The 23,988-nt window shown below is 70.2% G+C and carries 26 protein-coding genes and 1 pseudogene; 15 read left to right on the top strand and 12 right to left on the bottom strand.

What is annotated here, in order from left to right; genetic code table 11:
• Positions 1 to 369 precede the first annotated feature (369 nt).
• The 4 genes from OG266_RS43130 (at position 370) to OG266_RS43115 (ending at position 4,448) form a co-directional block, all read left to right on the top strand.
• Positions 370 to 1,695: a sensor histidine kinase gene (locus OG266_RS43130; RefSeq protein ID WP_371552299.1), complete on the top strand. Its 1,326-nt coding sequence runs from the start codon at positions 370 to 372 to the stop codon at positions 1,693 to 1,695.
• Positions 1,692 to 2,348: a response regulator transcription factor gene (locus OG266_RS43125; protein WP_266470184.1), complete on the top strand. Its 657-nt coding sequence runs from the start codon at positions 1,692 to 1,694 to the stop codon at positions 2,346 to 2,348. Before OG266_RS43130 ends, OG266_RS43125 begins: the two co-directional genes overlap by 4 nt.
• A gap of 89 nt (positions 2,349 to 2,437) precedes the next feature.
• Positions 2,438 to 3,409 carry an SGNH/GDSL hydrolase family protein gene (locus OG266_RS43120; protein WP_371552298.1) on the top strand — a complete coding sequence of 324 codons (972 nt, stop codon included), beginning with the start codon at positions 2,438 to 2,440 and terminating at the stop codon, positions 3,407 to 3,409.
• A gap of 277 nt (positions 3,410 to 3,686) precedes the next feature.
• The gene (locus tag OG266_RS43115) at positions 3,687 to 4,448 is read left to right on the top strand and encodes a LuxR C-terminal-related transcriptional regulator (RefSeq protein WP_371552297.1); all 762 of its coding nucleotides are present in this window, start codon (positions 3,687 to 3,689) and stop codon (positions 4,446 to 4,448) included.
• A gap of 156 nt (positions 4,449 to 4,604) precedes the next feature.
• On the opposite strand, the gene OG266_RS43110 is transcribed toward OG266_RS43115, so the two are convergent.
• Complete coding sequence (locus tag OG266_RS43110; protein WP_371552296.1) at positions 4,605 to 5,783, bottom strand: acyl-CoA dehydrogenase family protein; 1,179 nt, start codon at positions 5,781 to 5,783, stop codon at positions 4,605 to 4,607.
• 129 nt (positions 5,784 to 5,912) lie between these two features.
• Positions 5,913 to 6,287: a ferredoxin gene (locus OG266_RS43105; RefSeq protein WP_266470179.1), complete on the bottom strand. Its 375-nt coding sequence runs from the start codon at positions 6,285 to 6,287 to the stop codon at positions 5,913 to 5,915.
• A 137-nt stretch (positions 6,288 to 6,424) separates the two neighbouring features.
• Here OG266_RS43105 and OG266_RS43100 point away from each other — a divergent pair.
• Positions 6,425 to 7,254 (top strand): IS5 family transposase gene (locus OG266_RS43100; RefSeq protein ID WP_371552654.1). Its coding sequence is split into 2 segments (ribosomal slippage): positions 6,425 to 6,782 and positions 6,782 to 7,254, totalling 831 coding nucleotides; the frame shifts between segments, so codons are not numbered across the junction.
• A gap of 15 nt (positions 7,255 to 7,269) precedes the next feature.
• On the opposite strand, the gene OG266_RS43095 is transcribed toward OG266_RS43100, so the two are convergent.
• Positions 7,270 to 7,662: a nuclear transport factor 2 family protein gene (locus tag OG266_RS43095; protein WP_371552295.1), complete on the bottom strand. Its 393-nt coding sequence runs from the start codon at positions 7,660 to 7,662 to the stop codon at positions 7,270 to 7,272.
• Positions 7,663 to 7,744: 82 nt separating this feature from the next.
• Between OG266_RS43095 and OG266_RS43090 the strand changes: the two genes are divergently transcribed.
• Together OG266_RS43090 and OG266_RS43085 are read left to right on the top strand one after the other, a co-directional pair.
• The gene (locus OG266_RS43090; RefSeq protein WP_371552294.1) at positions 7,745 to 8,332 is read left to right on the top strand and encodes a PadR family transcriptional regulator; all 588 of its coding nucleotides are present in this window, start codon (positions 7,745 to 7,747) and stop codon (positions 8,330 to 8,332) included.
• Positions 8,333 to 8,509: 177 nt separating this feature from the next.
• Positions 8,510 to 9,205, top strand: a complete 696-nt coding sequence (locus OG266_RS43085; protein WP_371552293.1) for a type 1 glutamine amidotransferase domain-containing protein — start codon at positions 8,510 to 8,512, stop codon at positions 9,203 to 9,205.
• A 76-nt stretch (positions 9,206 to 9,281) separates the two neighbouring features.
• Here the strand turns inward: OG266_RS43085 and OG266_RS43080 are convergent, their stop codons facing one another.
• Positions 9,282 to 10,175 (bottom strand): NAD(P)-dependent oxidoreductase, encoded by an 894-nt coding sequence (locus OG266_RS43080; RefSeq protein WP_371552292.1) that lies wholly within the window; start codon positions 10,173 to 10,175, stop codon positions 9,282 to 9,284.
• 345 nt (positions 10,176 to 10,520) lie between these two features.
• On the opposite strand from OG266_RS43080, the gene OG266_RS43075 reads away from it, so the two are divergent.
• The 4 genes from OG266_RS43075 (at position 10,521) to OG266_RS43060 (ending at position 14,659) form a co-directional block, all read left to right on the top strand.
• Positions 10,521 to 12,020, top strand: a complete 1,500-nt coding sequence (locus OG266_RS43075; RefSeq protein WP_371552291.1) for an MFS transporter — start codon at positions 10,521 to 10,523, stop codon at positions 12,018 to 12,020.
• 143 nt (positions 12,021 to 12,163) lie between these two features.
• The gene (locus OG266_RS43070) at positions 12,164 to 13,714 is read left to right on the top strand and encodes a carboxylesterase/lipase family protein (protein WP_371552290.1); all 1,551 of its coding nucleotides are present in this window, start codon (positions 12,164 to 12,166) and stop codon (positions 13,712 to 13,714) included.
• Positions 13,715 to 13,765: 51 nt separating this feature from the next.
• On the top strand, positions 13,766 to 14,167 hold the full coding sequence (locus OG266_RS43065) for a helix-turn-helix domain-containing protein (RefSeq protein ID WP_371552288.1): 402 nt from the start codon (positions 13,766 to 13,768) through the stop codon (positions 14,165 to 14,167).
• Between the two features lie 81 nt (positions 14,168 to 14,248).
• Positions 14,249 to 14,659, top strand: coding sequence for a VOC family protein (locus OG266_RS43060; protein WP_266470171.1), 411 nt, complete (start codon positions 14,249 to 14,251; stop codon positions 14,657 to 14,659).
• Between the two features lie 90 nt (positions 14,660 to 14,749).
• On the opposite strand, the gene OG266_RS43055 is transcribed toward OG266_RS43060, so the two are convergent.
• From OG266_RS43055 to OG266_RS43040, 4 genes are read right to left on the bottom strand one after another with little or no spacing between them, the layout of a single operon-like run.
• A complete protein-coding gene (locus OG266_RS43055) occupies positions 14,750 to 15,250 on the bottom strand; it encodes a MarR family winged helix-turn-helix transcriptional regulator (RefSeq protein ID WP_371552287.1) in 501 nt (166 codons plus the stop codon).
• Between the two features lie 25 nt (positions 15,251 to 15,275).
• The gene (locus OG266_RS43050) at positions 15,276 to 15,797 is read right to left on the bottom strand and encodes a hypothetical protein (protein ID WP_371552286.1); all 522 of its coding nucleotides are present in this window, start codon (positions 15,795 to 15,797) and stop codon (positions 15,276 to 15,278) included.
• Positions 15,794 to 17,275 (bottom strand): sensor histidine kinase, encoded by a 1,482-nt coding sequence (locus tag OG266_RS43045; RefSeq protein WP_371552285.1) that lies wholly within the window; start codon positions 17,273 to 17,275, stop codon positions 15,794 to 15,796. Before OG266_RS43045 ends, OG266_RS43050 begins: the two co-directional genes overlap by 4 nt.
• Positions 17,272 to 17,970, bottom strand: coding sequence for a response regulator transcription factor (locus tag OG266_RS43040; protein WP_266470167.1), 699 nt, complete (start codon positions 17,968 to 17,970; stop codon positions 17,272 to 17,274). The genes OG266_RS43045 and OG266_RS43040 overlap by 4 nt, the downstream gene beginning before the upstream one ends.
• A 191-nt stretch (positions 17,971 to 18,161) precedes the next feature.
• On the opposite strand from OG266_RS43040, the gene OG266_RS43035 reads away from it, so the two are divergent.
• Together OG266_RS43035 and OG266_RS43030 are read left to right on the top strand one after the other, a co-directional pair.
• Entirely contained in the window at positions 18,162 to 19,091 is a 930-nt protein-coding gene (locus tag OG266_RS43035) for a DUF3152 domain-containing protein (protein ID WP_371552284.1), read from the top strand.
• A 27-nt stretch (positions 19,092 to 19,118) separates the two neighbouring features.
• Positions 19,119 to 19,388 (top strand): annotated as a pseudogene (locus OG266_RS43030) (M23 family metallopeptidase); the annotation flags it as partial.
• 13 nt (positions 19,389 to 19,401) lie between these two features.
• On the opposite strand, the gene OG266_RS43025 reads toward OG266_RS43030, so the two are convergent.
• A complete protein-coding gene (locus tag OG266_RS43025; protein ID WP_371552283.1) occupies positions 19,402 to 19,632 on the bottom strand; it encodes a hypothetical protein in 231 nt (76 codons plus the stop codon).
• 225 nt (positions 19,633 to 19,857) lie between these two features.
• On the opposite strand from OG266_RS43025, the gene OG266_RS43020 reads away from it, so the two are divergent.
• Positions 19,858 to 20,610, top strand: coding sequence for an alpha/beta fold hydrolase (locus tag OG266_RS43020; protein ID WP_371552282.1), 753 nt, complete (start codon positions 19,858 to 19,860; stop codon positions 20,608 to 20,610).
• Here OG266_RS43020 and OG266_RS43015 read toward each other — a convergent pair whose 3' ends face one another.
• The 3 genes from OG266_RS43015 to OG266_RS43005 all read right to left on the bottom strand — a co-directional run bounded on the left by OG266_RS43015 (position 20,611) and on the right by OG266_RS43005 (position 22,692).
• Positions 20,611 to 20,841, bottom strand: coding sequence for a hypothetical protein (locus OG266_RS43015; protein WP_371552281.1), 231 nt, complete (start codon positions 20,839 to 20,841; stop codon positions 20,611 to 20,613).
• Positions 20,838 to 22,415: an amidohydrolase gene (locus OG266_RS43010; protein ID WP_371552280.1), complete on the bottom strand. Its 1,578-nt coding sequence runs from the start codon at positions 22,413 to 22,415 to the stop codon at positions 20,838 to 20,840. The genes OG266_RS43015 and OG266_RS43010 overlap by 4 nt, the downstream gene beginning before the upstream one ends.
• Positions 22,416 to 22,479: 64 nt before the next feature.
• On the bottom strand, positions 22,480 to 22,692 hold the full coding sequence (locus tag OG266_RS43005) for an MbtH family protein (RefSeq protein WP_371552279.1): 213 nt from the start codon (positions 22,690 to 22,692) through the stop codon (positions 22,480 to 22,482).
• A 103-nt stretch (positions 22,693 to 22,795) separates the two neighbouring features.
• Between OG266_RS43005 and OG266_RS43000 the strand changes: the two genes are divergently transcribed.
• On the top strand, positions 22,796 to 23,926 hold the full coding sequence (locus OG266_RS43000; protein ID WP_371552278.1) for an alpha/beta hydrolase-fold protein: 1,131 nt from the start codon (positions 22,796 to 22,798) through the stop codon (positions 23,924 to 23,926).
• The last annotated feature ends 62 nt before the right edge of the window (positions 23,927 to 23,988 follow it).

Raw genomic sequence — 23,988 nt, 5'->3', positions numbered from 1 at the left:
CGGGAGCGACGCGGCGTCGGACAGCGGCTCCACCGGCGTCAACGGCCCTGGCGACACGGAGACGCCGAGCCGTCGTGCAAAGCTCCGCAGCGAGAAGCTGGGACTGTCCAGGTTCAAGCAGCGTCTCGCACGCACCGGTGACGCCACCCCGCCCGCCGACACGACCGAGCCGAAGGCCAGCGCGATGAAGGGGATACGGAAGAAGATGTTCCGCAAGCGCTGACAGAAGCGAGCCGCAGCGACAGCTGCCGACCACCCGCCCGACCCACAATCGGAACGGCCACCTCCCACCGGCCGGCTCCCCGGCCCCCGCCCGCCGGTCCAATCCCCCGGGACCGGCGGGCGGCCCCCGACCCGTGAAGGACCCCCGTGACCGTACCGAGCGCCCCCGCTTCCCGCCCGGACGACGACCGGACCCTGGAGACCCTGGCCGGCGATTCCGTGATCGCCTCTGTCGCCTACCGGCTGGCAGCGCTGCGGCGGGCCGACCGGGCCCACCCCAAGGTCCGGCACTGGGGTGTTCCGGTCTTCTGCGCCGCGCTCGGTGTCAACTCCTACCTCAACCCCTACAACACCGGCGACATCCCGGCGCAGGTGGCACTCATCGCCGCCTTCGCCGTCCCGCTGCTGTGGCGGGAGCGCCGGCCCATGCTCGTCTTCGCCCTCACCACCGCCGTCTCCGTGGTGGCCCTCCCGCTGGGGGTGATGACCGGCTCCGAGTCCGCGCGCGTCGTGGCGATCTTCAACGTCGGCCGCCATTGCTCGCCGCGCCAACTGGCCCTCGCCGTCGGTATCACCACCGCGCAGCTCGTCGCGTGGGCTGCCGTGTTCGCCGGGCGCCAGCTGGAGTACGCCACACGACCGGAGGTCGTGACCACGCTGGCGATGACCGCGATGGCGGCGTTCGCCGCGCTCGGTCTGCTGAGCCGACTGGCCGGCGCCTACATCGACGCCCTGAAGAAGGAACGCGACCAGCAGGCCCGCCTCGCCACCGCGCAGGAACGCGCCCGCGTCTCCCGCGAGATGCACGACATCCTCGGCCACACCCTCTCGGTCATCGTCGGCCTCGCCGACGGCGCCGCCGCCCTCGCCGAGACGAAACCGGAACGCGGCGCCCAGACACTCCGCATCATCAGCGCCAGCGGACGCGACGCCCTGGCCGAACTGCGCCGCCTGCTCGCCGTCATCGGCGAGGACAACGAAGGAGCGGACAACGCGCCGCTCGCCCCACAGCCGGGTCTCACCGACCTCGACTCACTGCTGGAGCGCGTCCGTGCGGCGGGCCCCACCGTCACCCTGGACACCCACGGCGACCTCACACGCCTGCCACCGGGTCTCCAGCTGTCCGTCTACCGCATCGTCCAGGAGGCCCTGACCAACACCGTCAAGTACGCCGCCTCCGACACCTCGGTCCGTGTGTCCCTCACCTCCGGCCCGGAGGCCCTCCACGTCACCGTGGAGGACGACGGCCCGCCCCGTATTCCGCAGACCCGTCGTCGGCAATCCGGGGGCGGTCGTGGCCTGGTCGGCATGCGCGAACGCGTCGCCCTCTACAAGGGCACCGTCACCGCGGGCCCCAACTCCCGTGGCGGCTGGACCGTCCGCGCGTTCCTCGTCCCCAACCCGCCCTCCCCCAACTTCTCGACCTCGCACGAGCAGGGGGAACCCCCATCCTCCCCGGAGCACCGCTCATGACCACAGTTCTCATCGTCGACGACCAGGCCCTGCAGCGCATGGGCTTCAACATGCTCCTGGAGGCCCAGTCCGACATGACCGTCGTCGGGGAGGCCACCAACGGCGCCGAAGCGGTCCGCATGACCGCCGAACTACGCCCCGACGTCGTCCTGATGGACGTGCGCATGCCCGGCATGGACGGCATCGAGGCCACCCGGCGCATCGTCGAGTCGGGCGGCCGCTCCCGCATCCTGGTGCTCACCACCTTCGACCTCGACGAATACGCCTACGACGCCCTGCGCGCCGGAGCCAGCGGCTTCCTGCTCAAGGACGCCCTTCCCGAGGAACTCGTCGCCGGTGTCCGCGCGGTGGCCGCCGGCGACGCCGTCATCTCCCCCGGCCTCACCCGCAAACTCATCGACACCTTCGGCGACCGCCTCCCCGGCCACTCCCCGCAGCAGCAACGCCGACTGGACGAACTCACCCAGCGCGAACGCGAAGTCCTCACCGCCATCGCCAGTGGCTGGACCAACACGGAGATCGCCGAACGCCTCCACCTCGCCGAATCGACCGTCAAGTCCCACATCGGCCGCATCCTCACCAAGATCGACGCCCGCGACCGCGTCCAAGCCGTGATCTTCGCCTACGACACCGGACTCGTCCGCCCGGCCTGACCCACCCCGCTCGCCCCGCTCGCCCTACCCGGCTCCCCACGTCCCCGCACCGAAGTTGAGCAGCCACCACGACTGAACAGGACACAGCAATGGGACCGTTGGCACGAACCGGCATAGGCGTGGCCCTGGCGTGCGGGGTACTGGTCACCGCCGTCAGCATCGGACAGAACTCGGAAGGCGACAGCGGCAAAGAACAGGCGAAGAAGACATCGGCGTCGGCACCGACATCTGTGCCGGCACCTCCCAAGGGGCCGTACGTCGCTCTTGGGGACTCGTACACCTCGGGCCCCAAGATCCCTCCCCAGACCGGCGATCCGGCCGGCTGCGACCGGTCCGGCCGCAACTACCCGTCCGTCGTGGCGAAGGCACTCGGTATCGAGGCGGCCGACTTCCGCGACGTCAGCTGCAGCGGCGCCACCATCACCGACCTCACCACTCCCCAGTCCACCGACCACGGCACCAACCCCGCCCAGCTCTCGGCGCTTTCCGCCTCCACGAGGATGGTCACCCTCGGCATCGGTGGCAACGACATCGGCTTCAGCTCGATGATGACCAAGTGCGTCGCCACCGGATCGCTCTTCAAGCTGGCCGACAGGCTCACGGACGTCACCGACAACGCGCCCTGCAAGGAGAAGTACGCCTCCGGAGACACCGACGAAGTGGCCCAGAAGATACGCGCCACGGGCGACCGCCTCGCTCGAGCTCTGACCGAGGTCGGCCGCCGCGCGCCCAAGGCCAGGGTCTACGTCGTCGGCTACCCCGCGATCCTGCCCGCCGAAGGCACCCACTGCGGCGGCGAACTGCCCCTTGCCCCCGGCGACGTAGCGTTCCTGCGCCAGAAACAACAGGAGCTCAACACCATGCTCAGCAAACGCGCCCAGGCCGCCGGAGCGACGTACGTCGACACGTACGCCCCGTCCGCCGGACACGACGCCTGCTCCCCTGCCGCCACCCGCTGGATCGAACCCCTCCGGCCCAGCAGCCCGGCAGCCGTCGTCCACCCCAACGAACACGGTGAACGAGGCATGGCCACCGCCGTCCTGAGCGCCATGAAGAACTGACGACACCCCAGCAGGACGTAGGCCGAAGGTCACCGGCAGGCAGTCCGCCTCATCCACGTCCTTCACACACCCGCGGCTCCGGGCGCGTGTGCTCGAGCGGAGCGCGCGCCCGGTACGCACCGGCCGCCCGTGGGGACAGGCGCCCGGTGCGAGGAAGGGCCCGGCCGCGATCCGGAACGTCTCACGATCCGCGGCCGGGTCCTCACCCTCTGCTCCGCCCCGCTCCGAACATGGCGGCCGAACGCCTCCGGGCCCGGTCCGCCGGGAGAACGCCCGCATGACCACCGTACTTATCGTCAACGAGCAGGCCCTTCAACGTCTCGGCCTGCGCATGTTCCTGGATGCCCAGCCCGACCTCACGGTCGTGGGCGAGGCGACCGACTGCGCCCAAGCAGTCCGAGCCGCCACCGCGCTCCAGCCCGACGTGGTCCTCCTGGACCTGGGCCGAACGGACGCCGACCGCATTGAGGCCATACGTCGCATCACCCAACCCGACTGCCTTGCCAAGGCGTCTCGCCCCGAACCGGCAGGCGGACTCCCCCCGCGGGTGCTCGTGCTGATCGCATCCGACGGCGACGAGTACTCCTGTGCCACCCTGCGCGCGGGCGCCGACGGAATCCTCCTCAAGGACGCGCTCCCCGAAGAACTAGCCGCAGCCGTGCGCATCGTCGCGCTGGGAGGCTCAGTTCTGTCTCCTCGTCTCACGCGCGCCCTGATCGAGGCCGTCCGTGAACGGGATTCCACCGACAGGCCCGACCGAAGACGGAGGCTGTCACGCCTCACCGAACGCGAAACCGAAGTACTTGCCGCTCTCGCCTCCGGCTGGAGCAACTCTGAGATCGCCGTGCGGCTGTCGATAGCACCGACCACGGTGAAGACCCACATCAGCAGCATTCTGGCCAAGATCGGCGCCCGTGCCCGGGTGCAGGCCGTCGTGTTCGCCTACGAGACAGGTCTGGTCAGGCCGCCATGGCAGCAACCTCGTCCGCGCGATTCAGACTTCTCGGATCAGCCAGGAGGAGGGTTCCGGTCCGCCTAGAGGACGGTGACAGCCACCTTGGTCTTCGTAATCCAAGTCGGCAGCCAGCATCCGAAAGGGCCGAGGCCTGGCCGCGCACCACGGGGCTGACGCATCGCTGTAGGGCTCGGTCGACGTCCGAATCCGGTTCTACTGGAAATCCTCGTCACAAGTCGGCTAACGCCGTACCCGCGGCATCCCCAGACCGATCCACGAGATGATCTCCCGCTGGATCTCGTTGTTGCCGCCACCGAAGGTGAAGATCACCGCTGACCGGTAGCCGCGTTCCAGTTCGCCGTGCAGGACCGCGCCCGTGGATCCCTCCTTGAGTGCGGCGGGGGCGGCGACGATCTCCATCAGCCAGGCGTAGGCGTCCCGGCGGGCCTCGGAGCCGTACACCTTGACGGCGGAGGCGTCCTGCGGGGTGAGGGTGCCTTCCTGGACGGCGTTCACCATCTGCCAGTTGAGGAGTTTCATGGCGTCGAGCCTGGTGTGGGTCTGGGCGAGACGGCGGCGCACCCAGGGCAGGTCGACGACGCGGCGGCCGTCGGCGAGCTTCGTCTCCATCGCCCAGTGCTGTACGTCGTGCAGCGCGCGGATCGCCATGGTGCCGTGCGCTGCGAGGGTGACCCGCTCGTGGTTGAGCTGGTTGGTGATCAGCCGCCAGCCCTTGTTCTCCTCGCCGACGCGGCGCGAGACGGGGACGCGGATGTTCTCGTAGTAGCTCGCGGTGGTGTCGTGCGAGGCGAGGGTGTTGATGAGGGTGCAGGAGTAGCCGGGGTCCGAGGTCGGGACCAGGAGCATGGTGATGCCCTTGTGCGGCGGTGCCCCGGGGTCGGTGCGGACGGCGAGCCACACCCAGTCGGCGGTGTCGCCGTTGGTCGTCCAGATCTTCTGCCCGTTGACGATGTAGTCGTCGCCGTCCCTGACGGCCTTCGTCTTCAACGCGGCCAGGTCCGTGCCCGCGTCCGGCTCGCTGTACCCGATCGCGAAGTCGATCTCGCCGGACAGGATCCTGGGCAGGAAGTACCTCTTCTGCTCCTCCGTGCCGAACTGCATGATCGTCGGGCCGACCGTGTTCAGGGCCATCAGCGGCAGCGGTACGACCGCCTGCGCCGCCTCGTCGAAGAAGATGAACTGCTCCATCGGGCTCAGTCCGCGCCCGCCGTACTCCTTGGGCCAGCCCACGCCGAGCCAGCCGTCCGTGCCGAGGCGGCGGATGGTTTCGCGGTAGAAGCGCTTCTGCACGGCCGGGTCGGCGTACCGGGCGTAGGAGTGGTCGGGCACCAACTCGGCGAAGTAGCCGCGCAGTTCGGTGCGCAATCGCTGTTGCTCTGGCGTGTACTCGAGATGCACGGCGCCTCCTGGCTCCCACTGACTGAGCTGGTTCTCCCGGGCTGGTCGGCGCACACGGTAGAACGCGTTGCAGAAATTGGGAATGCCGGTGACGCTTTCACACTGGTCGGACCTGAGGCCGAGCGTCGCTCAACGCAGCGTGGCGACGAAGTCCGCACACTCCTGGGCGCATTCACGGCAGGCCTTCACCGCGTTCTCCGCCCCGGCGTACTCCTCGAAGACACGTGCGCTTTCCAGGCAGACCGTCCGGCACCACTCCACCTGGGCGCGGATGCCGGCCTCGTCCTGCTGAAGCTGCTCGGACAGCACACGGCAGGTCGCGTCACAGACCTCCGCGCACAAGATGCCCTCGCGCCGGATGAGTTGCTCTTCCTTCGGCCCGTCCGGATCCATGCAGCTCGCGCGCAGCGCGCAGGCCCGGGCGCATTCGGTACAGGCCTGGGCGCAGGCGAAGCGGGCCTCCAGAAACCGGAAGAGCTCCCGTTGGGATGTCGTTGTCGTCACAACACGCGGGTAGCCGAAGAGAATCGCGTCAAACCCGGCAGCGGAGAGGTACTGCGGTTGGGACCTGCCCCGCCGGGATCGGCCGGACAGGTCCTAGGTCGTGTCCGCAAAGTGGGTTGGTCGTTGGTCTGTTCGTGGTGCGTCGTCATGAGTTGACTGATGAGTCGTGGGCGGTGATCGGGCCGTTGCTCGCTCCGCCGCGGATGGGCCGTCCGGTGCGGGACCGCCGTCAGGTGGTCAACGGCATCCTGTGGAAGCTGTCGACCGGGGCGGCCTGGCGGGACCTGCCCGAACGGTACGGGCCGTGGAAAACGGTCTACGAACGCTTCCGCCGCTGGTCCGCCGACGGCACATGGGACCGGCTGCTGGCTCACGTCCAGCAGCATTCCGACGCCGTCGGCGCGGTCGACTGGACGATCGTGTGCCTGGACTCCACGACCGTGCGGGCCCACCAGCACGCCGCCGGGGCCCGAAAAGGGGGCCGTGGCCGGGCGAGGCGATCGGCCGTTCCCGCGGCGGACTGACCACGAAGATCCACCTGGCCTGCGACGGCCGGGGCCGGCCGCTGGCCTTCACCCTCACCGGCGGGAACGTCAACGACTGCACCCAGTTCGAAGCAGTGATGGCCCGGATCCGGGTGCCGGGATGCGGGCCGGGGCGACCCCGGACCCGGCCCGAGCGGGTCGCCGCCGACAAGGGCTACTCGTCCACGAAGATCCGCACCTACCTGCGCCGACGCGGGATCAAGGCAGCGATCCCGGAACGCATCGACCAGATCAACGGCCGCATCCGCCGCGGCGAGAGCCTCTGCCGCCTCGACAAAGCGGCCTACCGGCGCCGCAACCTCGTCGAACGCTGCTTCAACAAGCTCAAGCACAACAAAGCCCTCGCCACCCGCTACGACAAACGCGCCCGCCACTACCAAGCCCTGGTCACCATCGCCTGCCTACGACTCTGGCTCCCCTGACATTGCGGACACGACCTAGGCGTCCGCCGCCTCCTGCGAGATCCGCTCGAACTGCGCCCCCATCGCCTCGGCGAGCGCGTGGGCCGCCGACAGCGGACGGACCATGACCATCAGGTCGTCGATCCTGCCGTCCTCGTCGAAGTGCAGGAAGTCGCAGCCGGTGATCTCCTTGTCGCCCACCTTGGCCTCGAAGACCAGCGCGTGGTCGCGGCCACCCGGGTCGCCGAATTCGCGTACGTAGCGGAAGTCGGTGAACACACGGGAGACGCCGCGCAGGATGGCCCCCGTGATCGCCTTGCCCGGGTAGGGCTTGAAGACCACGGGACTGGTGAACACGACGTCGTCGGCCAGCATGTCCTCGATCGCCGCTATGTCGCCGGCCTCCACAGCCTTGCGGAAGGGGTGCATCACGCCCACCTTTCATACTCAACTAATTGATTAGGTGCGGAACAGATTAGTCGCGGGGATGGGCGACGTCTAGCCTGGGGGCATGGCATTGCGCAACGCGGTCATGGCCGCGCTTCTGGAGGGCGAGGCGTCGGGGTACGACCTCGCCAAGGGGTTCGACGCGTCGGTGGCCAACTTCTGGATGGCGACCCCGCAGCAGCTGTACCGCGAGCTCGACCGCATGGAGTCCGAGGGGCTCATCGAGGCCCGGCTCGTACGGCAGGAGCGCCGGCCGAACAAGCGGGTCTTCTCCCTCACCGAGGCGGGCCGCAGCGCCCTGCGCGACTTCACCGCCGAGTTCCCGAAGCCCACGGCCATCCGGGACGAGCTGCTGGTCAAGGTCCAGGCCGTCGACTCGGGGGACGAGGAGGCCGTACGGGCGGCCATCGCCGAGCGGCTCGAGTGGGCGCGCGCCAAGCTGGCCCGTTACGAGCGGTTGCGCGACCGCCTCCTCGACGGGCGCACCGAGGACGAGTTCCTGGCGGGCAGCGAGCGCGTCGGCCCGTATCTCACGCTGATGCGAGGACGCTCCTTCGAGGAGGAGAACATCCGGTGGGGCGAACGGGCCCTGCGCGTTCTGGAACAGCGCGCATCGGTGCGGCAGCAGGCCGGGCCACTGGATGTCCTATGACCCCCGGCGGGTTCCCTATTGGTCCCCCGGCTCCGAGCGGCATAGCGTCGAGGACATCGCCGCCCTGACGACACGAATACAGGACGATCTGGATGCAGACCGTCGGAGCGTGCGAGTGAAGCAGTTCGGATTCCCCGCCCATGCCCGTCAGGGCCGCACCCCCCGGAGACACGCACCATGTCGAAGATCCTTTTCGTGCTGACCGGCGCCGACCACTGGACGCTCGCCGACGGCACCCAGCACCCGACCGGCTTCTGGGCCGAGGAGGCCGTCGCCCCGTACGAGGCGTTCAAGGCCGCGGGCCACGAGGTCGTCGTCGCCACGCCGGCCGGCGTCGTGCCGACCATGGACAGGGCGAGCCTCGCGCCCGAGTTCAACGGCGGGCAGGAGGGCGCCGACAGGATCGAGAAGGCGGTCGCGTCGATCGACGAGCTCCACAAGCCCGTCAAGCTGGAGGAAGTGGACCTGGACGGCTATGCCGCGGTCTTCTACCCGGGCGGCCACGGTCCGATGGAGGACCTCGCGGTCGACGCCGAGTCCGGCCGGCTTCTCACCCGCGCACTGGAGTCGGGCAAGCCGCTCGGTGTGGTGTGCCACGGCCCGGCGGCGCTGCTCGCAGCCACCGGCCCGGACGGCGCCAACGCCTTCGCGGGCTACCGGCTCACGGGCTTCACCAACACCGAGGAGACGCAGGCCGGGTTCGCCGACAAGGCCAAGTGGCTGCTCCAGGACCGTCTTGTCGAGGCGGGCGCCGATTTCCAGGAGGGCGAGCCGTGGGCCCCGTTCGTAGTCGTGGACCGCAACCTGGTCACGGGCCAGAACCCGGCGTCCTCCGCCCCGCTCGCTGCCGAACTGCTGAAGAAGCTGGCCTGAGCGACGGGCGGCGACCGGCTCGACGAGGCCCTGGAGGCCGCCGGCCCGTTCGTCGGGTCGCCGCCCGCGTCCGAGGTCAGGCCGTCTCAGGCCCCTCGTCGAAGCTGGCGAAGTAGGCGGCCGCCATGTCTTCGTCGGCGTGCCCCTGGGCGGCGGCACGGGCGAAGCGTTCAGCGGAGGCTGCGGCCACGTCGAGGCGCACACCGTTCTGCTCGCCGGCCTCGACGATCAGGCGGGCGTCTTTGGCGGCGGTGGACACGGCGAAGGCGGCCGGCGTCAGCTGGTCGTTGAGGATGAGGCCGGCCTTCGCACGCAGGTAGCCCATGTCGAGCGGGCCACCCTCGATGGCGTCGAAGAAGCTCTGCGGGTCCACTCCGAGGGCCTTGGACAGGGCGAGGACCTCGCCGACCGCGTTGGTGGCCGCGAGGACCCAGCTGTTGGCGACGAGCTTGAGGCGGGTGGCGCTGCCCGCCGCGCCGTCCTCGCCGGTCCACACGGTGCGGGCGCCGACCGCGTCGAACACCGGCGTCACGGCGTCCCGGTCCTGGCTCGGCCCCGCGGCCAGGACGAGCAACTGCCCGGCCTCCGCGGGCTGCCGGGTGCCGAGCACCGGGGCGTCGTAGAAGACCAGCTCGTTCTCGCGGGCGAAGTCGGCCAGCTCGCCGACGGCCTCGATCCCGGCGGTCGTCGACTGCACCCACGCAGTACCGGGGCGCAGTGAAGGCGCGGCCTGCCGCATCACGTCCAGGACGGCTGCGCCGTCGTACAGGATGGTGAGGACGACACCGGCGCCCTGGACCGCCTCGGCGGGGGTGTCGGCGACGTACACGCCGTCGGCGGCCAGCGGCTCGGCCTTGTCCCGGCTGCGGTTCCAGGCCCGGACGGTGTGCCCGGCGCGAGCGAGGTTGCGGGCCATCGCGGCCCCCATGATCCCGGTGCCCAGGACACTGACAGTGAGCTTGTCGGTCATGTCATCAACTTCCTGATCCATGTGGTGCGGTGGTTGCTGCCGTGCCGTGACGGTCGTGCCGGAAAGAGACGTTACGACTTGGCGGCGGCGCCGACGACTCCGTCGAGCCAGGCCGACACGGGGATTGATCCCGGGGCACAGGGCCACGCTGCCACGGCCTGAGAGCGGCGGCCGAATGGCCGGCCCGGACACGCCACCGACTCGCCCCCCTGAACCGCTCGGCATCGAAGCCCGGCGTCACTTACGCGGCGTGGCCCACCCGAACAGAACACTTGCCTAAGTCAATCAACCCACTTATGGTTGAGTGAGTTAAGCAAATCCGCTCCCCCGACCGGAGGCTCCGCCATGCCCGACGCCCTTGCCCGATCCGCCGAGGTCGGAGGTTCCGCCCCGGCGAAGTCGAACGCCGTGGTGGCGGTACTGGCCCTCGCCGGGATCGTCGTCTCGCTGATGCAGACCCTGGTCATCCCGATCGTCCCGGAGCTGCCGAAACTCCTCGACGCCTCGGCGTCGAACACCATCTGGGCGGTCACCGCCACACTGCTCGCCGCCTCCGTCGCCACGCCGGTCGTCGGCCGCCTCGGGGACATGTTCGGCAAGCGCCGCATGCTCCTGGTCAGCATCGTCCTGCTGGTGGCCGGTTCGGTCGTCTGCGCGCTGAGCGACTCCCTGGTCCCGATGATCGTCGGACGGACCCTGCAGGGCCTGGCCGCAGCTGTCGTGCCGCTCGGCATCAGCGTCATGCGCGACGTGCTGCCCGCCGAGCGGCTCACCAGCTCCACCGCCCTGATGAGCGCCTCACTGGGAGTGGGCGGCGCCCTGGGTCTGCCCTCCGCCGCCTTCATCGCCGACCGCTTCGACTGGCACATCCTGTTCTGGACCTCGGCCGCCCTCGGCGCCGTCGCCTTCGCACTCGTCCTGGCCATCGTGCCCGAGTCGAAGGTGCGCGCCGGCGGCCGCTTCGACCTGATCGGTGCCATCGGCCTGTCGACCGCCCTGGTCTCCCTGCTGCTGGCCGTCTCCAAGGGCTCCGACTGGGGCTGGACCAGCGGCACCGTCCTTGGACTGTTCGCCACCGCGGTCCTCGTACTGCTGGCATGGGGCGTGTTCGAGCTGCGTACCGCCCAGCCGCTGATGGACCTTCGCACCCTCGCCCGCCGTCAGGTGCTCTTCACCAACCTCGCCTCGGTGGCGTTCGGCTTCTCGATGTTCGCGATGTCCCTGGTCCTGCCGCAGTTGCTCCAGCTGCCCGAACAGACGGGCTACGGCCTCGGCAGGTCCATGCTGACCGTCGGCCTGGTCCTGGCTCCGCAGGGCCTGGTGATGATGGCGATGGCTCCGCTGTCCGCCGCGATCTCCAAGACCAGGGGCCCGAAGATCACCCTGATGACGGGCGCGGTCATCGTCGCCGCCGGCTACGGCCTGAACATCCTCCTGATGTCCGAGGTCTGGCACCTCGTTCTGGTCTCCTGCATCATCGGCGCCGGTGTCGGCTTCGCCTACGGCGCGATGCCCGCACTCATCATGGGCGCCGTGCCCGCCACCGAGACGGCCGCCGCGAACAGCCTCAACACCCTGATGCGGTCCATCGGTACCTCTTTCGCCAGTGCACTCGCCGGCGTCATCCTGGCGCAGATGACCACCGATTTCGGCACCACCGCCCTGCCCTCGGAGAACGGTTTCAGGACAGTCATGGCCGTCGGCGCCGGTGCCGCCCTCCTCGCCCTCCTCCTCGCTTCCTTCCTCCCGCGTCAGCGCGCCGCCGCCGCGCAGGAGTCGTCCCCCGCCGCAGGTTCGGACGGCGAGCAGGCCGAAACCGCGCAGGTGTCCGAGGCGAAGGCGTAACATCCCGCGCCGGGTGCCTGCCCGACACCGACCGCCTGGCGGTCGCCGGCCCGCCCACGCGGGAGGCGACCGCCAGGCGCCCGTGCACCCGTACCGTTCCACCCGCTTCACCCGTTCCACCAGCGACCATTGGGGAGTCATCGATGACGCCAGCCACGTCACCCGAGCCGGCAGACGGTTCCACCCAGCCCATAGTGCGTACCTCCGCCGGTGCGGTGCGCGGGCGCCGGGAAGGCAGCCTGACCGTCTTCCGTGGCATCCCGTTCGCTCAACCGCCGGTGGGAGAGGCGCGGTTCCAGGCGCCGCGCCCCACCCGCCCCTGGGACGGAACACGGGACGCGTTCGCCTTCGGCCCGCCGCCCCCGCAGGAGTCGGGGTTCCAGGGCCGCGACCTGTTGCTGAACTCGCCCACGGGCGACGACTGGCTGACGGTCAACGTCTGGACCCCGGCCCCGGACCCTGCCGCCCTCCGCCCGGTGATGGTGTGGATCTACGGCGGCGCCTACAAGCTCGGCCACTCGGGCAGCCCCGGCTACGACGCCAGGCACATCGCCCGCGACGGCGACGTGGTCGTGGTCACCCTCAACTACCGTGTCGGCATGGAGGGGTTCGCCCGCATGGACGGGGCGCCCGCCAACCGCGGCCTGCTCGACCAGGTCGCGGCCCTGGAATGGGTACGGGAGAACATCACGGCGTTCGGCGGCGACCCCGGTCAGGTCACCGTCTTCGGCGAGTCGGCCGGAGCCGGATCGGTCGCCTCGCTGCTGGCCATGCCGAGCGCGGCGGGACTGTTCCGGCGGGCCATCGCGCAGAGCGTGCCCGGCACGTACTTCTCGGACGAGCTGGCCCACGACATCGCGGCCGCCCTCGCCGCGGAGGTGGGCCTGCGTCCGACGGTCGCCGACCTGTCCACGGTGGACCCACGCCAACTGCCCGCCGCAGGAGAGGCGTTGAGCGCCAAGATGCGCCAGTACGAGGATCGGTGGGGGCAGGTCGTCCCCACGCAGACCCCCTTCTCCCCCGTCGTCGACGGCGAGGTCCTGCCGACCACCCCCTGGCAGGCGCTGGCGGCCGGCGCGGCACGGGACGTGGAGCTGATCGCCGGGCACAACAAGGACGAGTTCCGGCTGTTCCTCGCCCTCGGCGGACAGCTCGGGAAGATCAGCGACGAGCAAGCGGCGGCGGCACTGCGCATGTTCGGGCCCGGACCGGACGGCGAGCAGGCCTACCGTGCCGCCTTCCCGGACGCCTCCCCCAGCGACCTGTACGAACGGGTCCAGACCGACTGGCTGTTCAACATGCCCTCGCTGCACCTGGCCGAGGCCCAGACAGCCGGCGGCGGCCGCGCGCACGTGTACGAACTGACCTGGCCGGCCCCGGGCAACGGCGGTGCCCTGGGCGCCTGTCACGGCCTGGACATTCCGCTGCTGTTCGGCACGTTCGACGCCGACATCGGCGCCCTGCTGTTCGCCAGCTCCGAACCCTCACCCGAGGCCGAGGCGTTGTCGTCCCGCTTCCGCGCGGCCTGGACCGCGTTCGCCAGGACGGGCGACCCGGGCTGGCCCTCGTACGACACCGAGCGGCGACTCGTCCAGGTCCTAGACGCGGACCCGCACGTCACCGCCTACCCGGAGGAAACCTCCCGTCGCCTCTGGCAGGACCACACCTTCCTCGCCATGCCGCTGATCAACTGATGGCGGACGGAACGAGACCGCGCGATACGCACTACGTGGTGTGATGAAGACGTGAGCCGTGCCGCAGAAGAGACCAACCGACGCATGCTTCGGGCACGGGATGCGATGGACGGCGCCTACGCGCAGCCACTGGACGTCCCGGCCCTGGCCCGGATCGCCCATGTGTCGGAGGCACACTTCACGCGCACCTTCCGGGCCACGTTCGGCGAGACGCCGCACCGCTACCTGCAGCGGCGCCGCGTCGAGCGGGCGATGTTCCTGCTGCGGGAGACCGATCGCAGCGTGACGGACATCTGCTTCCAGGTCGGCTTCGGCAGCCCGGGAACCTTCAGCCGCACGTTCCGCGACATCGTCGGCCGGTCACCGAGGACGTACCGCAAGGAAAAGGAAACGGCGGCCGCCACCGGCGTACCGACGTGCTTCACGATGGCGTGGACGCGGCCGACCGACTGACCGTGCGCACGGCCGGTACCGTCCGTCGAAAGAGCAGTTTTGGATAAGTTTTCGTCCGGCCTGCCCAGTAGCGTGATGCACATGTTCACCGCGATCACACACTCACAGATTTACGTCCTCGACCAGGACGAGGCTCTCGACTTCTACGTCGGCAAGCTTGGCCTGGAGGTCAGCGCCGACGTCGACATGGGCTTCATGCGCTGGCTGACCGTCAGCGTCCCCGGTCACCCGGAGCGCCAGATCCTGCTGGAGAAGCCGGGCCCTCCGGCGATGCCCGAGGAGACGGCGCAGCAGGTCCGCGAGCTGGTCACCAAGGGTGCGATGGGCGGCTCACTCATCTTCAGCACGGACGACTGCCGCAAGACGTACGAGACTCTGCTCGGCCGGGGCGTCGAGTTCACCGAGGAGCCCACCGAGCGTCCGTACGGAACCGACTGTGGCCTCCGCGACCCCTTCGGCAACAGCATCCGTTTCACCCAGCCGAAGGCCTGAGGGCGGTCCCCACCCCTCGGGATGGGTTGAACGGCAATGGGCCGACCGTCCGGGCCGCACGCCCACGGTTGGCCCATTGGGGCGGATCCGTCAGGCGGAGGGTCCGACTTCGACAGCCGCCTCGGCGTGCGTGACGAAGTCGTCGACCAGCCGATGGAAGAGCGTGGCGAGCTGCCGCAGGTCCTCGGACGACCAGTCCGCGAGAGCCACTTGCATGCCCCGGCGGCTCACCTCTCGTATGCGCTCGGCCGCTGCCAGTCCGACGTCGGTGAGCTGGATGAGATGCGCACGGCTGTCGTCGAGATCCTGGATGCGGATCACGTAACCGTCCTTTTCCAGCTGCCGTAGCTGCCGGCTGACGTGGGAGGCTTCCACGGACAGCCGGACCGCCAGCACCCCGGGCCGTACCGGCTCGCTCTCGGCGATGCTTCGCAGGATCGCGGCCGCGGCCCGGTCCAGGTTCAGCCCGGCCACTGCCATCAGACGCTCGTGCTGCCGGGCCCGGCCGGCCAGGTACGCGACGCGGGTGAGGGCCTGCTCGATCGCGATCACGTCGGTCGAGACAGGCGCTGCGGGTGGCGGTGTGGACATGAGCCCACGGTAACAGATACTTGCCTTAGTTAAGCAATCTCGCTATGGCGGCGCCGGTCGCCGATGCGCAGGTTTCGCTGGAGCCTTCGGTGCGCCAGGCGTCGGGGACGGTCACGGTCACCTTCGTCGAGGTCTTGTCCGGCCCGGCTCCGGCGGCTGTGCAGATCAGTTGGGTGAGGGCCGTTTCGGTCAGGCGCCTGGTGCCCACAGGGAGTTCGACCGTCACCCGCCCGCCGTCCGTCCCTACCGTGGCGTCCCCCGTCAGCCGCGGAAGCTCGGTGGTCATGCCCCTACGGCGCTCCGTGACGTCCGGCCCCTCCAACACCGCCTCCACGGCCGTCTCGACGCCGACCGGACCGATGACGACCTGACGATGGACGGCGACCACGGCGCCTTCGCTGACGAAGTAGAGGAGCTGGGCGGGCCGGATGCCGGTCGCGGGCTCCCCGGTCTCCACCACACCGGTCTCGGGGATGCCGCAGGAGGAGAGCAGGAGGGCGGTCGCGAACAACAGCGCGGGCCGCGACGACCGGAGTGCAGGGCTCATGACTCCCCCTGTTTCAGGGACTGTCGCGGAGGCTGTCGCAGGGGTATCTCGACCGTGAAGACGGCGCCGCCCTCCGCCCGGTTCGCCGCGCGGACCGTACCCCCGTGCAGGTGGACGTTCTCTGCCGTGATCGAGAGTCCGAGGCCGCTGCCCTCTGTTCTGGTCCGGGCGGTGTCCGACTTGTAGAAGCGGTCGAAGACGTGCGGCAGGACGTCGGCGGGAATGCCCGGCCCGCTGTCCAGCACCTCGATGACCGCCCACCCCGTTTCGTACGCGTCCGGCGAATCCCTTACGTGCAGGCGCAGTTGTACGGGCTGTGCCCCGTGCCGGAGCGCGTTGCCAACCAGGTTCGCGACGACCACGTCGAGGCGGCGCGGGTCGACCCGGCCGCGCAGTTCGCCGGGCTCGGGGAGCCGGGTGTCCACCGAGTCCAGCCAGGCGCGGGAGGCGAGGGTGCGCCGAAGGGACTCGGCGAGGTCGAGGTCGTCCAGTTGCAGGCCTGCCGCGCCCGCGTCGAAGCGGGAGATCTCCATCAGGTCGTCCACCAGGCGGGCCAGCTTCACGGTTTCCCCGCTGATGAGCCGTACGGCCGTGGCGGTGTCCGTGGCGAGGCGGGCCGCGTCCTCGTCGAGGATGTCGGTGACCGCCGACATCGCGGCCAGCGGGGTGCGCAGCTCGTGCGACACGTCCGCGACGAAGCGGCGGGCGCGGGCCTCCATGCGGCGCAGCTCGGCCACGGACTCCTCCAGCGCGGCGGCGGTCTCATTGAACGTGTGTGACAGGTCGGCGAGTTCGTCGGAGCCGTTGACGGCCAGCCGGGTGTCCAGGTGGCCCTCGGCGATGCGGCGGGTGGCGCGGCGCAGCTCCCGTACCGGGCGCAGCACGCCCCGGGCGGCCAGCAGGGCGAGCAGCACGGCCAGGCCCAGCGCGGGCACGACGGCTCGTCCGATGGCGGTGACCAGGGCGTCGACGTACCCCTGTTCGCCGGTCTGCGGCACCGTCAGGAAGACCGCGATCCCGGACGCCGGGTGCTCACTGGGGGTCTCGAAGGTGACCGGCATGCCGACGACGAGCGATGAGTGGCCGTCCGTCGACACCCGCTGGAAGACGGCGGCGCGGCGGGAGCCCACGGCCGACCGCATCGCGGACGTGAGCTCGGTGAACCCGTCCTCGGGCGTGGAAGTGCCGCGCAGCTCGCGATAGGTGGCCAGTACGCGCCAGTTCTGCCCCGGCTCCGCGCGGGCCACCTCCGTGGCAGCCCACTCCAGATCGGCCTGGCTCGGGGGGTAGGTGATGCCCGCGGAAATGGCGTTGACGTGATACCGGAGGCGCTTGATCACTGCGTCCTGGCTCTGTTGGAGCACTCCGGTACGGGCCTCCCGGAAGGTCAGGGCGCCTGTCGTCAGGGTGGCGACGGCTGCGACGAGCACGAACGCCACGAGCAACCGGCCACGCAGACCGCGCAGCAGTGGCTTCACCGGGACTGGAACCGGTAGCCGAAGCCGCGCACGGTCTGGACGTAGCGCGGCTGCCCCGCCGGCTCGCCCATCTTGGTGCGCAGCCGCTTGACGCAGGCGTCCACCAGCCGTGAGTCGCCGTGGTAGCTGTGCTCCCAGACTGCTTCCAGCAACTGCTGCCGGGAGAACACCTGGCCGGGCGAGGCCGAGAGCGTCAGCAGGAGCCGCAGTTCGGAAGGGGCGAGGGAGACCGGCACGCCCTGCCGGGTGACGGTCAACCCGGCCCGGTCTATGGCGAGTTCGCCGCGCTCGCCATGGGCCTCGATCTTGGGTATGCCGCCGTCGGCGGGCGCGCCGTCGACGCGACGCAGGACCGCACGGATGCGGGCCTCCAGCACACGTGCCTGAACCGGCTTCACGACGTAGTCGTCCGCTCCAGCCTCCAGTCCGACCACGATGTCGATGTCGTCGCCCCGGGCGGTCGCCATGATGATCGGCACCTGGTCCTCGATACGGATCCTGCGGCACACCTCAAGGCCGCTCATACCGGGCAGCATCAGATCGAGCACGACGACGTCCGGCCGGAACGACCGCAACAGGGCCAGTCCGTCCTCACCGGTCCCGGCGGCACCGACCTCGTGCCCCTGGCGGCGCAGCGCGAGCAGGACGCCCTCCCGTACGGCGCGGTCGTCTTCGATGAGCAGGACACGTGGCATGTGATCAGTATCCGTACGGCTCAAGGGGCTTGAGGCGGGGAAGGCGTCCGACCGGGGAACTGTTACGGGACGATCACATTGCCCAGTCACGGCGGTTGACGTCGACGCCTCCGGCACCAGCGATCGGGCGTTATGTTTTCGTTACCCTCCGGGCCAGGTCCCATCACATGGCGCACACAGCCTTGGCGGCCATGACCACGACCGCTCAGCGTGCGAAGCCTTCGACCTCGCGATCCCACCGTCGTCGCAGAGGCCCCGCGCACGCCGGCGGCCACGGCCGGAAGCGGAAAGGGCCCCTGTGGGGAGGCCTGGCCGCGCTCGCCGTGTTCGCCTCCGCCACCGCCCTGGCCGTGAACTGGACGTCACCCGCGGCCTCCGGAACCGACGACCGCCCCGCTGCCGCCGCAAAGCCCTCACGGCCGACGCCGGACCGGACCGTGAAGCCGAGCGGCACCGAGGGCAGCGAGAAGGCCGGCACGAAGCCCAGCGGGACGGACGCCACAACTCCGAAGCCGCCCCCTCCCTCCCCCTCCGTCTCCTCCTCGCCCTCCATCCCGTCCTCGGGTCCCGGCACGTTCACCACCGCCGGAGGTGGCAGCGAGACCGTGGGGAAGGGCAGCCGGCTGCTGCGCTACGAGGTCGTCGTCGAGGACGGCCTCACGCAATCGGCCTCCGATGTCGCCCAGCAGGTGGAGGGCATACTCGCCGACGCGCGCGGCTGGACGGCCGACGGCGAGTCCGCGTTCCGGCGTGTCTCCGGCGGTACGCCCGACTTCGTCGTACGGCTCGCCACGCCGGGCACGGTGGACGAGATCTGCGGCAAGTACGGGCTGGACACCGGCGGCGAGGTCAACTGCAGCGTGGGCAAGGACGTTGTGGTCAACCTCAGGCGGTGGCTGCTGGCGACTCCGGTGTACGCCGACGACGTGGACGCCTACCGGGCGCTGATCATCAACCACGAGGTCGGCCACTTTCTCGGTCACGGCCATGTGACCTGCCCAGGCGCGGGCAAGCCGGCTCCGGCGATGATGCAGCAGATCAAGGGAATGCACGGCTGCACCCCCAACGTCTGGCCGTACGACACCAAGGGACGGCTCATCACCGGACCTGCCGTGTCGTGACCGGCCGAGGTCGGCGACAGCAGGACGAGGCAGGGGCAGATCGTGTTCGCGGGGATGACCAAGGCCTAAGGCAACCGCATGGTGATCGATCACGGTGCCATCGGCGGAAGGCGGCTGGAGACGACGTACAGCCACCTTTCGTCCATACAAGTCGGCACCGGGCAGAGTGGCGAAGCCGGCACCGTGATCGGGTTCGTCCGCTCGACCGGTCTGTCGACCGGGCCGCACCTGCACTTCGAGGTGCTCTTCGACGGGACGTACACCGACCCGGTGCCGTGGCCGGCCCTCGGCCCCTGACCGCGGACGGCGGTCAGCGACTTCGGGTTGCGCCGCGCCGACGTTGTTCGGGCTGTGCCGGGAACGGGGCGAAGGTGTCTTCCTCGTCCTCCAATGGCGCCAGCTCGACGGTGTAGCGCGGCTGCAGGAACAGATCGTGGTACTGCGGCGTGTCGGGCGAGCCTTCTGCGTTGTCTATGGGCTGCGCGGGATCGCGGTGGGAAGAGGAAGCGGGCATGCACAACCATCCGGAGTCGAGGGCCACGCGGATTCAAAGCGGAGCTGTCGACCGGTGGATACCGGTACCTGCTTGCCCCGTGCGCGACAGGCCTATTAGATCGTATTGGCGGTGGAAGGACGGCAGCGCACGCTGCGGAGAGTCGGTACTCGTACGACACCGGTGACGAAAGCCCGTGTCAGCTCCCCCACGACGGCGAAGGCAAGGGACAGATTGACCGACCGTATCCGGCTTTTTCACACCGACCTCGGTGTGAGCCCCGCACCCGCCCTGCTGCTCGTGCACGGCTGGGGCGGCGACGGGCGGGAGTGGTCGCCGCATGCCGAGACGCTGGCCGACCGGTTCCGGGTCGTCGTGCCCGACCTGCGCGGGCACGGCCGTTCCGAAGTGCCGCTGACCGGCAACACTCCGGTGGAGATGGCCGATGACCTGGCCGCCCTCACCGAAGCGCTCGGTACGGGGCCGGTGATCGCCGTGGGGCACTCCATGGGAGGCCAGGTCGTCAACCTGCTCGCCGTCCGGCACCCGCACGCCGTACGCTCCGTCATCGCGCTCGATCCGGCCCACGGGGCGCACGGCGCGGAAGTCGACGGAATCCCGGCCCGCCTCGCCGACTACCGCGAGAACGGTTCCCGCGCCGCGGCCGCCTTCGTCGCCGGGGCCTTCGGGCCCGACGCCCCGCGCGGGCTGCGGACCGCCCACATCCGCACCGTGCTCGGCACCCCGGATCACGTCATCGCCCAGGCGTACGCCGGTATGTACACCGATTCCGGAGCGGTCGGTGTCCGCCCGCACAGCGAGGCGTATCTGCGCGAACGCACCCAGCGTGCGCTCACCGTGTGGACGTCGGCCTCGGCCGCCGCCTGGGAGCGCGGCACCCTGCATGTGCCGGGCTCCCGCGTCGACCACTGGCCCGGCACCGGGCACTATCTGCACGAGGAACGCCTCGACGAAACCATCCGGCTCATCCGGGACTGGGCCACGGAGACCGTCGGCCTGTCGTGACTACGCGCACGGCCGGCCCGGATAGTCGTCGGTCTCGTGTACGCCCGCCTCGCGCATCCTGCGCAGAACCTCGTGCAGGACCGGCTCACCGCCAATGTCCACCGGGCAGTTGATCTCCCTGTCGAAGACCAGGGTCTCCCCCGCCGTGTTCCAGAGGACCCAGCGATGCCGAAGCATGTCGTCCTCCCAGAGGTGCGCGTAGCTCTCCACAACGGCCGCCTTCCTGGTCACGACACCGGCCTCCCGGTCTCGCGGCCGTCGACATAAGTCGCCGCCACCTCGATGTCTCCGATGCGCGAGGTTTCGACGCGCCGGGGGTCGTCGCCGAGCACGACCAGGTCGGCGAACTTGCCCGGAGTGAGGCTTCCCAGGTTGTCCTCCCAGTGGCAGGCGAACGCACCGGCGACCGTGTAGGCGCGCAGGGCCTCGTCGACGGTGACGCCCTCGTCCGGGCCGATCACCTGGCCGGACTCGGAGGCTCGCTCGGCCATGAACTGGATCGCTCGCAGCGGGGATCCGTCCGTGACAGGGCGGTCGGAGCTGCCCACCAGCGTGATGCCGTGGTCCAGGAACGCCCGGCCACGGTAGAGCCACGAGGCCCACTCCTCGCCCATGATCGCCGCGTAGTCGTCGCCGAAGTAGCGCAGGAAGCTGGGCTGGACCACCGCACTGATGCCGAGTCGCGCGAAGCGGGGGAGCTGGTCGGGGCGGATCAGGCCGGCGTGCTCGATGCGGTGCCGGGCGCCGGGGCGCGGCCGGAGGCGCTGGGCCCGTTCCAGGGCGTCCAGGGCGATGTCGGCCGCACGGTCGCCGATCGCGTGGACGGCGAGCTGCCACCCGGCGAGGTGCCCGTCCACGATCATGTCCGCGAGCTTGTCCGGGTCGTCCTGCAACTGGCCCGTGTGGTCCAGCCCTTCGTACGGACTGCTGAGCGCGGCGGTCCGGGCCATCATGCCGCCGTCGGTGTAGATCTTCAGCGCGCCCACGGACAGCCGGTCGTCGCCGAACCCGGTGCGCAGGCCGAGGTCGAGGGCCCGGGGAATGCCGTCGGACTCGTGCGCGGCGACCGGGCGCAGCCGGTCCGCGGACACCATGAGCTGCACGCGCAGCGGCAACAGGCCCTTTTCGCGGGCCAGTTGGTAGGCGCCGAGCTCAACGGGGCTGTGGCCGAAGAGGGCTCCGCCGATGCCTGCCTCGGCGCAGGCGGTGACGCCCTCGGCCAGGCAGGTGCGGGCGGCCCGTCCGATCGCCTCGGCCAACTCCTCCTGGGAGTACGGGAGGCGCAGTGCGCGGGCGGCCCCCATGGCGCCTTCGGCGAGGAAGCCCTTGTCGTGCGCGATGTCGGCGGGGAGCAGATCGAGAACGGCGGAGTTGACGACACAGCCGTGTCCGGAGTCGTGCATCACGAACAGCCTGTGCCCGTGGCTGACCTTGTCCAGTTCGGCGGCGGTGAGATGGCGCCCCAGGGCCCGCTGGTCGTAGCCGGCGATGCTCACCCAGGTGCCGGGCGAGCTCTTCCGGGCGACGGCCTCCTCCACGATGGCGAGCACGTCGTCGATCCGCGTGCACCCCCCGATGCTCGGGGTGTTCTGCTTGAACCCGGTCCAGGCCAGGTGGACATGGGCGTCGATGAACCCGGGCAGCACGGTGGCGCCCTGCAGGTCGATCACCTCCCGGGCGGGCAGAGAGGTCACGGCCTCGTCGAGGCCCACGATCCGGCCCTGCCAGATGCCCAGGTCGTGGGCGACCGGGTGGTCCGGGTCCATGGTGAGGAAGCGGGCGTTCGTCAGTCTGGTGCTGAGCAACAGCGGTGTCCCCCCAAGGGAGTTGACCGGCCCGGTCGCGAAGCGAATCGGCCGCGTCCTCGGGTCAGCCCTCCATGGACGCCGTGAGGGACCGGGGGCGCAGATCGGTCCAGCTGGCCTCGACGAAGTCCAGGCATGCCTCTCGGGTGTTCTCGTTGAAGACGATCGTCCACCCCCCGGGCACCTCGGCGAAGGACGGCCAGAGTGAGTGCTGGCCCTCCTCGTTCACCAGGACCAGGAAACGGCCTTCGGTGTCGTCGAACGGGTTGGTGCTCATGTTTCATTGCCTCCTCGGGGCCGAGGAATACCGTGATTAGGTTAGGCTCGCCTAATTAGAAGGAGCTTAGCCTTTCCCCCTTCTCTCTCACAAGGAGACGTTCATGCGTCCCGTCTCCGGCCGCGCGGCCGATATGGAGAACGTCTTCGTCGACTTCGGAATGTCCGGAGACCCTGGCTCCGAGGAGTTCTGGGCGGCGGCGGGGACACCCGCGTCGAAACCTGCCGACGACGGCGGCTGGTCGACCCTGTTCCTGTGGCGCGGGTCTCCGGCGAGTATCGAGTTCGAGAGCTGGTCGGATCCGGTGCCCATGCACCGATGGGGCGACACTGACTGCTGGTACGCCGAGGTGCGCATGCCCGCGCGGCTACGGGTGACGTACCAGTTCCTGGCGGGCGACGCGGCGTACGCCGACCCGTTCAACCCGGTCGGTGCGGGCGGTGACCGGTCCATCGCCGCGACCCCGGACGCACCGGCCCAGCCGCACTGGCCCGTCGTCGGCGCTTCCGACGTGCTGCCCGTCCCGGACACCCGGCTCCGCTGGAGCAGCGAACGGCTCGGCGGGCGGCGCACCGTGCGAGTCCACCCGGCGGGCGGCGGCGGACCGGTGGTCCTGCTGCTCGACGGGGACGACTGGCTGTATCTGCACCCGGCGACGACCGCGTTCGACTCGGCCGTCGCCAGTGGCGAGATGCCCCCGGTCACCCTCGTCTTCCTTCCGACCAGGGACAGGCAGGCCGAGTTCGGGTGCAGGCCCGAGCTGTGGGAGGCGGTCCGGGACGAACTCCTGCCGCTGGCCGCGGAATCCGGCGTACGCGCCGACCTCGACCGGCTGGTGGTCGCCGGGCAGAGTCTCGGCGGGCTGAGCGCGGTGTACGCGGCGCTGGAGTTTCCGGACCTGGTGTCCCGCGTCGCCTGCCAGTCGGGGTCGTTCTGGTGGACGCCCGACGCCATGGGCCTGGCGGACCCGTTGGGCGGCCCGCTCGGCGGATCCATCGCCGCGCGATTGCGGGACCGTGGTCCCGAACTGTCCGGGCTGCGGGTCGCGTTCGACGTGGGTGAACACGAGACGCGGATGCTGCCGCACTGTGAGCCGGTCGAGGCCTTGGCCGCGCAGGCGGGCGCGGCCGTGCGCGTCTCGCGTTCGGCCTCCGGCCATGACCGGGCGGGGTGGCGGCATGCCCTGCTCAGGGATGTGGCCTGGGCGCTGGGCGCTCCGCGAGGAGCAGCGTGATTGTCTGCGGGCCCGGTGGGGGCTGGTCGCGCAGTTCCCCGCGCCCCTGACGGGGCGCGTCT

The sequence above is a fragment of the Streptomyces sp. NBC_00554 genome, assembly GCF_041431135.1.
Classification (GTDB): domain Bacteria; phylum Actinomycetota; class Actinomycetes; order Streptomycetales; family Streptomycetaceae; genus Streptomyces.
This window is presented reverse-complemented; position numbering and strand designations above follow the sequence as displayed.